Origin of the sequence: Nocardia sp. PE-7 (genome assembly GCF_030486425.1) — a bacterium.
GTDB classification, from domain to species: Bacteria; Actinomycetota; Actinomycetes; order Mycobacteriales; family Mycobacteriaceae; genus Nocardia; species Nocardia salmonicida_A.
The window spans coordinates 6,000,543-6,012,800 of the sequence record NZ_CP129614.1 but is presented as its reverse complement, the minus strand read 5'-3'; the positions used below and the strand labels follow the sequence as shown (position 1 = coordinate 6,012,800).

Sequence of the window (12,258 nt, the reverse complement as noted above, 5' to 3'; positions counted from 1 at the left end):
AGCCCGCTGTCTCGACACCGAAAGGAAGCCGAATCCGATGAACCACAACACAACTCAGCGCAGAGCCTGCGCGATCGCGGCCGCATGGCTGACAGTGACGGTCATCGGCGCGGCACCAGCCCTGGCCGAGCCCACCACCAGCGCACCTCGCCCGTCGACGACATCGGGCGAACCTGCAACCTCGGCCTGTCCTGCCCTGTACGTGCTGGGCGTGCAGAGCGGTGAGGAGGGCGCCGCCACCACCGTCGAGACCGGCGACACCGGGGTGCTGGGCCAGGCCTTCGGGCGGATGGCCACCAAATCAGGCACGGCGGTCGAGCGGTCCTACATCGTCGTCGGAGACGACGTGAACACGGCGAACTACCCCGCGGCGGTGACCGCAGCGGCCGATCAGATCGAACAACGCGCCGGTGAGGTGATCGACCGGTGTCCATCGACCCAGATCGCGGTCGCCGGCTACGCCCAAGGCGCCGCTGCGGCAGCAGTTTTCGCCGAGAAGTCTGGGGCGGGTCGGTCACGCGTCCCCGCGGAGAAGGTCGCGGGGATCGCGTTGCTGGCCAACCCTTCACGACGAGCCGCAACTGGTTCTCTGCCCGGCACCGACACAGCGGAAGTTCCGTCCGCTCCAATCGGTACGGACGGCACCGCGGTGTCGAAGGTCAAGCTGACCAACATCGGATTGTCTGGCGCCGGGATCGCCGCCAGCCCTACACCGACCAGCTACGGCTCGCTGGTCGGCCGCGTAGCTGATCTGTGTGTGGCCGGTGATGCGACCTGCGATGTCCAGTCGGGCAGCCCGCTACTGACCGCTGTTACCAACATCGCCGGGCAGGCCGAAGGCAAGGACCCGGTTGCCGCGATCGCCACCGTTGCCCAAGCGCTGGCCTCCACCGCGTTCACCACCGCGGTCGGCGTCGTCAACGACGACATCACCGGCACCAGCCTGGACCAGCTCTCCTACACACCGAACCAAACTCTCGGCCAACGCATCGCGGCCGCATCCTCACCGACTGCCACCACAACCACCGAATCCGACGCCCTGTCAGCGCTGTTCAAGATCGGCACGATCGGCTTCAACGCCGTGGTGTCGGTGGCACAGAAGGTCTTCACCGCCACAACCATCGCCGAACTCGCCGCAGTCGGGCTGTCCAACCCTGCCGCCGCGGTCGCGGTGCTCGGCACGAAAGTTGCCGAGGCCGTAGTGGATCTGGTGCCACCCCAGTCGATCAGTACCTGGGTCAACGATGCATTCGAGGCGATCACCTCCACGATCACCGACCCCCAAGACCTGTACACAACCTCAGCGACCGCCCAATACAGCAACTCCACCGGGCGACGCAGCAGCTACAGCACCGTCTCGGTGACGACCAGCGGCGACACCCCACTGGCCGCGACCACCGCGTGGTTCACCGCGATCGCCCATGACCTCGCCTCCACCCAGACGCCGTCGACGAAGCACCCGACGACGTCGAACAGCGCGACGGGTTCCATTCCACACCCGGCCCCCTCGCGCACCACAGCGAAAACCCCTGCCACGCACACCGGTCCGCCTTCGGACACGACCAGCCAACCGGAGGCACACCCCTAGACCCCTTCGGAGTACGACGGGGGCACTCGTCAATCCCCCGACCAGTGGCTCTTTCCAGCGGCGTGCTCCGAAGGGCCCGACCGCAACCCAACCAATCGAGGAGGTGAACAACATGCCCACCGACGACCTGAGCCCCCACCATGGTGCCGCCTGGCTACACAAACCCGACAGCCCAGAACCACATTCAGACGACCCCCACCGAGTCGACCCACACGTCGACAGCCAAGCAGGACAGCACAACCGGGGGCCTGCGCACCGCTTCCGCATCGTCGCGATCAGCGCGGCTGTCTTGAGCGTTGTCACCGGATTGGCTGCGGCTCTCGCGGTGAGCATGTCGGGCGAAAGCCGGGACCGTGCCGCCACCTCCCTGACCACCTCGGCCCCGCCGACGGGCACCTCCACCTCTGTCGTAGTTGCCACAGAGCGGGCCTGTGCAGGGTTGACCGCTCAGACCGTGACGGCCGGTGCCGGTGATACCGCGACCGTCGCGGGCGTGATCGCGGCGTTCGAACACGCCTACTACGTGACCCGCAGTGCTGAACAAGTCCTGCGGTTGACGAGTCCGCAGGCTGGGCTCGCACACGAACCGCTGGCCGCCGCGATCACCGCGCTGCCGATCGGCACCACCCATTGTGTCGGCGTCACCTCGATCGCGGAGAACACCGCCGAGGTCCATCTGGTGGAACTGCATCCAGACGGCCGCCGCTTCGACTACCTGCAGGTGATCAACGTATCCGCCGTCGCCTCCGCCGGATTGGTCATCACCAACATTCAGAAGCGAGGCAGCTGATGCATGCCTTGACCTTGCGCCAGCACCCCCTCGCTGGGATCGGTGGTCGCCGTTTGGATCCGGCCACTGTGAGCGCTCCAGATCGCGTCGCCAGTATCCGGACCGAGCCCCTGCCGACGACCCGAGCGCATCCACCGGTGGTCGCGATTGTCGGCGCGCACGGCGGAGCCGGAACCTCGACGCTCGCTCGGTGGTGGGCGCCAGCGGCGGACTGTGGGCAGTCCTGGCCTGGGTCGGTGCAGACGACGCAGCGGGTCGTCGTGGCGGCGCGGCTGTGTCTGCCGGGGTTGGTCGCGTGTGCAGATCGACTACGTGAATGGCATGTCGGTACCGCTCCTGGCGGCGTCGAGGTCGTCGGTGTCGTGCTCAGTGCTGCCCGGCCGGGGCGAGTACCGGCGCCGGTACGCCGTTATCGCGCCGTGGTCGAGGGCCTGGCCGAACAGGTGTGGGACATCGGCTGGCATGACGAGCTCATCGAACGCGAACTTGCCGAGCTCGCCGAGTTCAGCCCGTTCGACCCAGTCCCGCAACGGCGCGCCCGCCTGACTCAAGCGGTGCCCCTCGATGTTCATCACGTCGGCAGCGAGCTCATCGACGCTCTCGCGCGCGCCGCGAAAAACCCTATCGAACAACAGGATTCGGAGAGATAGCCATGTCCGTTCTATCCGTGGTGGGTGACAGCGTGTCTGTGCTGGCCCAAGAGATCAAGGTCAACCCGACCATCCCGCCGGGCGGAGACAAACTGACCAATCTGGTGGGGTACTTGTCGTGGCTGGTCATCTTGGCCGGGGTCGCAGCGCTGATCTATGCCGGTGGCAAGTTCGGGTGGGAGCGCTGGCACGGCGGCGCGGTCGAATCACCCAAGATCGTGTTCGCGGCCATGGTCGGCGGCATCATCGCGACCTCCGCCGGCGCCATCATGAACGCCGCCGTCACCGGAGGTTCCTGACATGCAGGCACCTCAGTTCAGCCACGAATCCCCCAGCAGCGCAACAGATCCGCGCACCGTGACTATCACCGCGGCCGACGGCACAGCGTTGACGGCGACCCGCTTCGGGAAACCGGACGCCGTTTTGACCGTCGTCTACCTGCCCGCACCGCTGGCCAGCGCAGCGCACTTCTCGCCCATGATCGCGCTGATCGCCAGACATTTCAGCGCAGACATCGCGCAGTTGGTCTACGACCAGCGGGGCCACGGCAACGACCTGCCGCTGCGTCCGGGCCGGGCGGGGATGGCCCAACTGGTCGAGGACCTGAACACGGTGATCTCCCACATCGATGGTCGTGTGGTGTTGGTGGTGCATTCGCTGGCAGCGATTGTGCTGCAGGAGTGGCTCTACCGCCATCGACGAGACGAGACCCGCATCGTGGCGATCGTGGCGATCGCACCGGTCACCGAACTTCCAGACCACGCTGGGACGCTGACGGCACGCTCGACGGGGGCTGCCCGCCGAGACGGCACCCGTCTCATCCACGAACTTTCCGCGGCGCTGGGTGAGCACCGCCTTCGTACCGAGGCCGAGATCGAATCCGCCCGCCGCATCTTGCGTGCGTATCGGCGATGCAGGGCCGACCTGTCAGCAGTCGAAGACCTCCTGCGCGCAACGCCGACCTGGATCGTGGCCGGGCGAGCGGACCCGGTGGCTGTTTACGAGCGGGTCAAGGTGCAGGCCGAGACTGTGTGGGCCGAGATGAGCAGCGTGCGCGACGGCAGGCATGACCTCGCCCGTGCCTTTCCTTGGCTGCCAGCTGCGGCGGTGTCATCCGCGATCCAGGTGGCCCGCGACGCCGACAGGTTCGGGGGCGGCTGGTGATCGCCGAACCGCTGCCCGCGCAGGTGTTGGCGCCGCTGACACAGCTGGTGAATTGGCTGGCCTGGTTCGTGCTGCTGCTGTGCGTGGGACGCGCGACCTTCGTCGGCGGCCAACTCGCCCTCCGGATCTACCGAGAAGAAGCGATCGAAGGCTTCATCGGATCCCTCGCCGCCGCCGCACTCCTCGGCTCGGCCAGTGCCCTGGCAATCGCCATCCTTCCCACCTGAAAACACAGGACATCCCTATGTCACAGAAACTTTCGGCACGCGCCCACCGGACGGTCACCGTGTGGATCGTGCTCGCCATGGCGGCTATCGCCGCCACGGGCTGTGGTGACACCGACTCCGACGAGGACTCGCGCGCACTTGCCACCACCGACGCTGCACAGCTGATCCCGAGTGGGCTGAGCTGGCGGACCTACCAAGGCATCGACCTGCCGATCGCAGTGCAAGGTCCCCGCGTGATCGATGGTGTGGTCGCCACGGACTGTGACCGGTCCCCGGTCGGAGCCGCTCTGGCCGCGATCCACGCGACCGTGCGCATGTCGGTCGCACCGGACGGTCAGTGGGCCTCGGTCGGGCAACGAATGATCGCCCCTGGCCGAGGACGCGACACCTGGGCGACAGCTCGCGCCCAGATCTCGATCACCACCCCGGCCACCGACATGGTGCCCAGGATCCTCGGCTACCTCGTCACGGCCTACGCCGACACCGAAGCGCAGGTCCAGACCTACTCGACCTATCCGGACCGCTCGATCACCCGCAACACCGCCACCGTCATCTGGGCCACCGACGGGTGGCGACTGCGACTGCCCGACACCGTCACCGAAAGCCCGGTCACCGCAGTGGATTCGGTGCCCAACGACATGGTCGCCCTGCCGAAACCGTGAGGACCAACTCTGATGCGTTCGACTCGAACCCTGCTCTTTGTGCTCAGCATCATCGCCGCTGTGGTGATCGTCGTGTTCGTCCTGACCGTCACCGGCGACGACCAGCCTGACACCGCCCAACCCTCAGTGCAGAGCGGACAGCCCACGACGACCGCCACGCCGCCGCCGACACCGTCATCAGCGCGTCCGCCAACAGTCGACATGTTCGGCAACCGTCTCGAAGTCCCAGTTGAGGAAGCCGGTGCGGCGCTGCCGCAGATCGCCGAGGATCGGATCGAAGCGACGCGATCGGATTTCCTGACCGCGGCACCGGCTCGACTGCAGTGGCAGCGAATCTGGGACGGCGCGGCCGTGCCGGTCTCAGGCAGCGACGGCCCCGCACGCATCGACGCCGGTGTGGCGGAAGGATTCGCCCACACACCCCAAGGTGCTGCATTGGCGGCGATGGACGCGATCGGGCGGGTCTACGCCGCACCGGAACCGATCTGGCGAAATGTAGTTCGGGACCGCTTTTACGGTGGCGGCGATACGTTGATCGACCAGTTCGCCCGTTCCCGGGTCAGCGCCCCGGATATGGCTCGCTACGTCACCGTCCCCGAAGGGGTGCGGGTACAGCCCGGCTACCGCGATGACCTAGCCGTGGTTCAGCTCGCGGTCCGTTCCACGAGCGGGTACGCGATCGCGACCTGGCCCATGGTCTGGGTCGAGGGCGATTGGCGCATCCGCACTCCCGACGACATTGAAACTCTCTGGCGCCCAGCCACACCCACCGCCTCAGCCGCTGGATTCGGCCGCTGGAGGCAGTCGTGACCAGCATCCTCGCCGCGCCGGTCGCACCGGGAGATGGTGTCCACGCCCAACTCCCCGATCTCGCCTGTGTCGCGGTGCCCGGGATAAAGGAAGCGTGCCAACTCGCAGATGCGGCAGGGGGCGTGGCTGAGATGGCGAGCGACTCGGTGATCGGCGGCATCGCAGCCGATCTCATCGACAGCCTCGTGACGGCGCTGCGGTTGGTGATGGCCTGGTGGACGACCTTTCCGTCGCCGGAACTAACCACCTCCCAGGGCCAGCCCGCCCCGGTACTCGCCCAGATCCGCGAATACACCAGCGGCCTGCAGGTGGTGCTGTTGACGGCCGGGATCATATTCGCGGCCGCACGTCTGGCATTGGCCAAGCGGGGTGCCGCGGCGGGGGAAGCTCAGGAGAGCTTTCTGATGTTGGCGCGGGCAACGTTCGGCGCGATGACGTTCGGTGTGTTGATCACCGTCGCGACTACGGCTGGCGACGAGTTCGCATCATGGGTTGTCTTCGACGCAGCCCGCGGTGACCTCGATACCGCCGTCGGTCGCATCGCCGATCCGCGGATCACGGGCAACCTCGGCTCCGGAATCCTGCTCGTTCTCAGCGTGCTCGGCTTGATCAGCTTGTTGGTTCAGCTGGTCATGCTGGTGGTTCGACAGGCCCTGCTGGTTGTGGTTGTCGCGGTGATTCCGATGGCGGCAGCAGCGTCGGGGACCGGCCCCGGTTCGCAAGCCTACAAGCGCCTGGTGGCGTGGTCGCTGGCGTTCGTGCTGTGGAAGCCGGTCGGAGCGTTGGTCTATGCGATCGCGTTCACCGTCACCGGCAGTGGTGACGAACCAGATCCCCAGATGATCTTGCTGGGGGTGATCTTGATGGTGATGAGCGTGATCGTGCTACCAGCGCTGATCCGCTTGATCGCACCAGCGGTATCCACGCTCGGCGGCGGAGGCGGAGCGGCATCAGCGCTGGCCGGCGCTGGCGCGGGTATCGCCATGTCGGCTGTCGGCAGCGGCGGATCGCAGGCCAGAAAGATGTCTGAGGCTCAAAACTCTGGTCCATCGGCCGGATCATCGAGCCGGGCAGGCTCACCGCCTTCTGGGCCGAGTGGTGCTGGTGGGGCGCGGCCGATGGCAGCGAGTTCGGGATCGCCGTCTGGCGGGACAGGCTCGGCGCCGGGTGGCGGCGGGTCTGTGTCAGCAGGTCCGGTTGGGGGTGGTTCGCGTGCTGGCGGGGCTTCTGCCGCGGGTGCCGGTGGTTCGGGCAATGCGGCCGCTGCCGGTGCGATGGGCGCGGGCCCTGCGGGGGCGGCGATGTTAGGCGCCCAACTCGCAGGCGGCGCGCTGCGAGGCACTGCTTCGGCCGCTCAAAGCTCTATTCCGGAGTCGTCGCCACAGATGGATCCCGATGCACTCGGTCCCGGGGAGGTTCGGCGATGAGCACACGGATGTATGGGCGCTGGGAGCAGCCTCGCTCAGCCGGGTTCTTCGGTCTGACTTGGGGCGTGTCGCTGCTCGGTCTCGGCTTGATCATCACGGTGATGGTGTCGTTCATGATCACCCGCTCGCTGGAATTCGCAGGCGCTGTCCTGCTCGGTGCGGCAGTGGTGTTCGTCCCGCTGGCGGTGACGCGCAACGGGCGCACCGGTTGGGAACTGTTGCTGCTTCGGGTTCAGTTCGCCCGCGCTCGATCTCGCGGCGAGCTGACCTACCGGTCCGGGCGGTTCTCCCGGCTACCGGGTTTGGCGAAACTGCCTGGGTTGCTGGCTGATTCACGCCTGACCGAGTACGAGACGCCGGGTGGGAAGCGGTTCGCGATGCTGCATATCCGGCGTAGCGATCACTACACGGTGATCGTGCGGGTGATCCCGCGCGGCAAGGAACTCGTTGACCAGGCCCAAATCGATTCCTGGGTTGATGGATTCGGTCAGTTCCTGGCCTCGCAAAGCCGTGGTGGTGAAGTCGTCGCGGTGACTGCGGTGTTGGACAACACCGTCGAGACCCGGTTGAAGCAAACCCGCGAAGTCGCCCGGCTGATCCGCCCGAACGCCCCTGACTTCGCCAAGGCGGTGATGAAGGAAGCCGCCGCTGACAGTGGCGGGGTCGGGGTGCGGATCGAAGCTCGTATCGCGATTACCTACCGGGCGATCGGCAAGGGCCGTATTCGCCGTGACCAGGCCGAGCAGGCCCGCGAGATCGGGCAACGCCTGCAATCGGTGCTGTCGCAGCTCGCTCGCGCCGGCCTGCCCGCCACACCCCTGCACGCGTGGGAAGTGCTGGGTCTGGTGCGCAGTCGATTCGACCTCGCTTCGCAGCGCGATGTCGAGGCGGCCGGGGCGCAGATCGTGGAGTCGCAGTCGTGGGATTCGGTCGGACCGCTCGCCCATCATGATCGGTGGGATCACTACGTCCACGACGGTGCCCGCTCGATCACGTGGGAGATGGACGGTGCACCACGCGGGGCGGTGATGGAAACCGTCCTCGAAGAGCTGTTGCGTCCGCGCCCGGACATGCCTCGCAAACGGGTCGCGATCGTCTACCGCCTGCATTCAGCCGCTGAAGCGACGTCGTTGGTGGACTCGGACTTCCGCGACGCGGTCGCCGCCGAACAAACCGAACGAGGGATCTCATCGGCGGCGGCGCGGATCCGGGTCGGGAACACCTCGGCCGCGCGGGAGGAGCAAGCGCGCGGGGCGGGGTTGACCCGGTTCGGGGTGTTGGTGACGGTGACCGATCACCTCGACGCCGACCTGCCCGGAATCGAGGCCTCGGTCAAAGGAATGGCGGCGGCGTCGCGGTTGACGGTGCGCCGCTGCTACGGCTACCAGGCCGCGGGGTTCGCTGCCTCGCTCGGGATCGGGCTGATCTTGCCCGAACACGCTTCCATCTCCGATCGGGTGTCGGGATGAACGCGCGCGCCGGGAGCTTCCGTCGCCGAGGCAAACCCGCGAAAACCGAGATCGTCGAGGGCATCAGGGTCCTGACTACCCTCCATCGTGGTCAGGTCGAGATGACGGCCCTGACCAGGGGTGGCCTGCGCGGTTGGCGGGCTCGAATGCTGCTCTCGAGCGATGACCATCGACGTGCGACCGCAGCGCGCCGCCGCGACGGCACCGCCGGTGACGGGTTCGACCTCACCGCCCCGGCGTTCACCGATCGCGGCTATGCCGGTGCGGGCGGTGGTCGTGCGTCGGTGGTGCCGCGTACCCCGGAGTGGCGTGCGACGACCGTGCAGGTGGCTGGGTTGTGGCCGTTCTGCGTCGGTGCGAGCGCCCCGACCGCGGGGGTGCCGGTGGGCAGTCACTACATCACCGGCGCCCCGGTGCATTTCGACCCGATGTCGTGGTTTCTGCGGGGATTCATCACCGCCCCGATCGCGTTCGTGTTGGCGCTCAACGGCTTCGGCAAGTCCTCGCTGATCCGACGCATCGTCGCGGGTGCGGTCGCGGCGGGGGAGACCGTGCTGTGCATGGGCGACACCAAAGGCGAATACCGCGACCTGGTCGAGCGCCTCGGTGGGCAGGTCGTCGATGTCGGCTACGGCCACGGAACCATCAACCCCCTCGATGTCGGCGCCCTGGGCGCCACCATCGACCGGCTCCCCGATGCCGATCAGCGCCGCCAGGTTATGGCGCGGGTCGAAGCGGGCCAGATCAACATCGTCGCCGGGCTGATCGAGCTCGTGCGCGGAGCCCGGGTCGAGGACTACGAGGAAGTGCTACTCGCCGCCGGTCTGCGCGAGCTCTACAGCCCGGCAGGTGGTTTCAGCCACCAGAACCCGCCACTGCTGGAGAACCTGCTCGCGGTGATCTCCGCCGGTGGCGAGCGGCTACGCGCGTTCGCCGAAGAAGACGACGAAATCTCCTACCGGGCCGCGACGAAAACCTTGCGTCGGTCGATGCGCGCCCTGGTCGAAGGACCGTTCGGGGCGATCTTCAACGGACCCACCTCGACCCGGCTGGATCTGTCGAGTCCCGCGATCTGCATCGACATCTCCCGTATCCCCGAAGGCGACACCAAACTGCTGGCAGCCGTTCTGATGACCTGTTGGTCGGACGGGTTCGGCGCGGTCGCCGCCGCCCACGCCCTCGCCGACGCGGGCCTGGCCCCGGCACGGACGTTCGAAGTCGTCATGGACGAGATCTGGCGTGTGCTCGGCGTCGGTGAATTCATGGTCGACCGCGTCGACGCGCTGACCCGACTCAACCGGCCCTTGGCCACCGGGCTGATCATGTGTTCCCACACCATCAAAGACCTCGCCGCCTTCGACTCCCCAGCCGCACAAGCCAAAGCGCTCGGATTCTTCGAACGCGCCCGCGCGAAGATCATCGGCCCGGTCGGGCCCGAAGAAGCCAACCGCATCGCCGCGGTGGCCGGGATGACCGACACCGAGAAATTGTTGGTCACCTCCTGGGCGGCGCCGCGCCCACCCAGCGACGACGACCTCGACACCTCCCGACGCGAAATACCGCCGGGCACAGGGTGCTACCTACTCAAGACCGGTGAAGCCGAAGAGCCCGGCATCCCGTTCCGGATGGTGTTCACCCCCACCGAACGCGACTCCGATATCCACAACACCAACCGCCGCTTCGACAACATCGGCCACACCTCCGGTGGGTCGGTGAATCAGCGATGAGCACCGTCGAACCCGGTCGTCAGCGAAACCACATCCCGAGCTCGCACACCCACGAGACCCACAGTCACCCGGTGGTGTCGCGATGAGTAGTGCCGCTCGGGTAACGGTCGCGGTCGTGGGCGCGGTCCTGATGCTGCTTGGGCTGCTGCTGTTCGCGGGCGTTGTCGAGGAGGGGGGCTGCGCGCCGTCGGCGGTGCCGAGCGGGGCGGCCTCGGCGACCGGTGACGCGAGGACGATGCCGATGGCCGAGGGCAGCTACACCCTGACCTCGGGTTTCGGAATGCGTTGGGGCACAAACCATCAGGGCCAAGACTTCGCCGCCGCGTCCAAGACTCCCATCTACGCGGTCGCCGACGGACTCGTCGTGCGGGTGGGAGCTGCCAGCGGGTTCGGGATCTGGGTGGTCATCGACCACAACATCGACGGCGAAACCGTGTCCTCGGTCTACGGTCACATGTTCGCCGACGACGTCCGTGTCGAACAAGGCCAGAACGTGCGTATCGGTCAACTGATCGCCGGCGTCGGCTACAACGGTCAAACCGTCCCCCCAGGCCCCGACGGGGCGCACCTGCATCTCGAAATCTGGACCGAAGGAGGACGATTCGGCGGCGGTACGGCCATCGACCCGATGCCGTGGCTGCTCCATGGAAATGCAGACCAGTCGACCAGTGTCGCGACATCGAGCGCGGTGTCGCCGCCGACGACATCAGTCAGCGATGCTCCCGTAGCTGGCGCCGGTGCGGCGGCAGGCTCCGAGCTGCCCGAAATGCCTGCGTCGATCGGCTTGGAGCGTGGGTTGCAGGTCGACTCGATCCGTCTGGCACGCACGATCGTTCAACGGTTCCCTCAGGTGCAGAAGATCTATGGGCAGCGTGAGGATGATCTGCCCGATCACCCCAGTGGCCGGGCGATCGACATCATGATCCCTGACCCGACATCCGGGGACGGCAAAGCCCTCGGTGACCAGATCGCCGGCTTCGTTCTCACCAACTCCGTTGCACTGCGGATCGACTATTTGATCTGGCGCCAGACCTACCGTGCGGCCAGCGGCGAGTCCAACCTGATGGAAGACCGGGGCGGGGCCACCGCCAATCACATGGACCATGTCCACGTGACCACCCCGGGCGGGGGATACCCAGACGGCTCACCGATCGGCTCCGTCGCGACCAACCCACCCGGCACCAGCACAGCATCGACGTGCGGATCCAGTGGCGGAGAGGCCGATCTCGCGCCAAACACCGTCCCCGCCGACTTGGAACCGTGGTATCGGCTGGGTGGCACCGTATGCCCGCAAATCAGCGCGTCGCTGCTCGCTGCCCAGGGCAAACAAGAATCCGGGTACCGGCGCGGGCTGACATCGTCGGCTGGTGCGCAAGGTCTGGCGCAGTTTCTGCCCGGCACCGCGACCGCTCTCGCCTCCGACGGGCAGCCATATGTGATCGACGCCGACAGCAGCGGCGTCGCCAGCGTGTGGGACGACGGCGACGCGATCATCGGCCAAGCCCGCTACCTGTGCGACATCGCCGACCACGTCGATGCCTGGATCGAGCAGGGCAAAGTCATCGCCCCCAACGGTGCCGTCGAGCTCTACCTCGCCGGCTACAACGCGGGCGAATACGCCGTGCTGCGCTCGGGTGGATTCCCCAAGGGTTCAACGGATTACGAAGTTCAGACCCGCCCGTATGTGGCCAGCATTCTCGCGATGGCCACCCAGATGTCGACGACGATGAGCTGAGGACACCAT

12 protein-coding genes are annotated in these 12,258 nt (G+C 67.0%); all 12 read left to right on the top strand.

Going from position 1 to position 12,258, the window contains the following annotated elements; genetic code table 11:
• Positions 1-37: 37 nt before the first annotated feature.
• Positions 38-1,588 carry a cutinase family protein gene (locus QX204_RS28290; RefSeq protein WP_301903564.1) on the top strand — a complete coding sequence of 517 codons (1,551 nt, stop codon included), beginning with the start codon at positions 38-40 and terminating at the stop codon, positions 1,586-1,588.
• Between the two features lie 112 nt (positions 1,589-1,700).
• On the top strand, positions 1,701-2,378 hold the full coding sequence (locus QX204_RS28285; protein ID WP_301903563.1) for a DUF8176 domain-containing protein: 678 nt from the start codon (positions 1,701-1,703) through the stop codon (positions 2,376-2,378).
• A gap of 260 nt (positions 2,379-2,638) precedes the next feature.
• The gene (locus QX204_RS28280; RefSeq protein WP_301903562.1) at positions 2,639-3,028 is read left to right on the top strand and encodes a hypothetical protein; all 390 of its coding nucleotides are present in this window, start codon (positions 2,639-2,641) and stop codon (positions 3,026-3,028) included.
• A gap of 2 nt (positions 3,029-3,030) precedes the next feature.
• A complete protein-coding gene (locus tag QX204_RS28275) occupies positions 3,031-3,327 on the top strand; it encodes a hypothetical protein (protein ID WP_062990422.1) in 297 nt (98 codons plus the stop codon).
• A gap of 1 nt (position 3,328) precedes the next feature.
• A complete protein-coding gene (locus tag QX204_RS28270; RefSeq protein WP_301903561.1) occupies positions 3,329-4,192 on the top strand; it encodes an alpha/beta fold hydrolase in 864 nt (287 codons plus the stop codon).
• Positions 4,189-4,419, top strand: coding sequence for a hypothetical protein (locus QX204_RS28265; protein ID WP_301903560.1), 231 nt, complete (start codon positions 4,189-4,191; stop codon positions 4,417-4,419). Before QX204_RS28270 ends, QX204_RS28265 begins: the two co-directional genes overlap by 4 nt.
• A 17-nt stretch (positions 4,420-4,436) precedes the next feature.
• Positions 4,437-5,081, top strand: coding sequence for a DUF8175 domain-containg protein (locus QX204_RS28260; protein WP_301903559.1), 645 nt, complete (start codon positions 4,437-4,439; stop codon positions 5,079-5,081).
• Positions 5,082-5,093: 12 nt separating this feature from the next.
• Positions 5,094-5,891: a DUF8175 domain-containg protein gene (locus QX204_RS28255; RefSeq protein ID WP_301903558.1), complete on the top strand. Its 798-nt coding sequence runs from the start codon at positions 5,094-5,096 to the stop codon at positions 5,889-5,891.
• Entirely contained in the window at positions 5,888-7,318 is a 1,431-nt protein-coding gene (locus QX204_RS28250; RefSeq protein WP_301903557.1) for a hypothetical protein, read from the top strand. Before QX204_RS28255 ends, QX204_RS28250 begins: the two co-directional genes overlap by 4 nt.
• Positions 7,315-8,787, top strand: a complete 1,473-nt coding sequence (locus tag QX204_RS28245) for an SCO6880 family protein (protein WP_301903556.1) — start codon at positions 7,315-7,317, stop codon at positions 8,785-8,787. Before QX204_RS28250 ends, QX204_RS28245 begins: the two co-directional genes overlap by 4 nt.
• Complete coding sequence (locus QX204_RS28240; protein ID WP_301903555.1) at positions 8,784-10,514, top strand: putative type IV secretion/conjugal transfer ATPase; 1,731 nt, start codon at positions 8,784-8,786, stop codon at positions 10,512-10,514. Before QX204_RS28245 ends, QX204_RS28240 begins: the two co-directional genes overlap by 4 nt.
• Before the next feature lie 82 nt (positions 10,515-10,596).
• Entirely contained in the window at positions 10,597-12,249 is a 1,653-nt protein-coding gene (locus QX204_RS28235) for a VldE C-terminal domain-containing protein (protein WP_358186002.1), read from the top strand.
• Positions 12,250-12,258 lie beyond the last annotated feature (9 nt).

What these genes read in the sequence shown, in the direction of transcription:
- QX204_RS28290 (WP_301903564.1), top strand. Translation starts at nt 38, where the DNA reads ATGAACCACAACACAACTCAGCGCAGAGCCTGCGCGATCGCGGCCGCA.
- QX204_RS28285 (WP_301903563.1), top strand. Translation starts at nt 1,701, where the DNA reads ATGCCCACCGACGACCTGAGCCCCCACCATGGTGCCGCCTGGCTACAC.
- QX204_RS28275 (WP_062990422.1), top strand. Translation starts at nt 3,031, where the DNA reads ATGTCCGTTCTATCCGTGGTGGGTGACAGCGTGTCTGTGCTGGCCCAA.
- QX204_RS28270 (WP_301903561.1), top strand. Translation starts at nt 3,329, where the DNA reads ATGCAGGCACCTCAGTTCAGCCACGAATCCCCCAGCAGCGCAACAGAT.
- QX204_RS28260 (WP_301903559.1), top strand. Translation starts at nt 4,437, where the DNA reads ATGTCACAGAAACTTTCGGCACGCGCCCACCGGACGGTCACCGTGTGG.
- QX204_RS28255 (WP_301903558.1), top strand. Translation starts at nt 5,094, where the DNA reads ATGCGTTCGACTCGAACCCTGCTCTTTGTGCTCAGCATCATCGCCGCT.
- QX204_RS28245 (WP_301903556.1), top strand. Translation starts at nt 7,315, where the DNA reads ATGAGCACACGGATGTATGGGCGCTGGGAGCAGCCTCGCTCAGCCGGG.
- QX204_RS28240 (WP_301903555.1), top strand. Translation starts at nt 8,784, where the DNA reads ATGAACGCGCGCGCCGGGAGCTTCCGTCGCCGAGGCAAACCCGCGAAA.
- QX204_RS28235 (WP_358186002.1), top strand. Translation starts at nt 10,597, where the DNA reads ATGAGTAGTGCCGCTCGGGTAACGGTCGCGGTCGTGGGCGCGGTCCTG.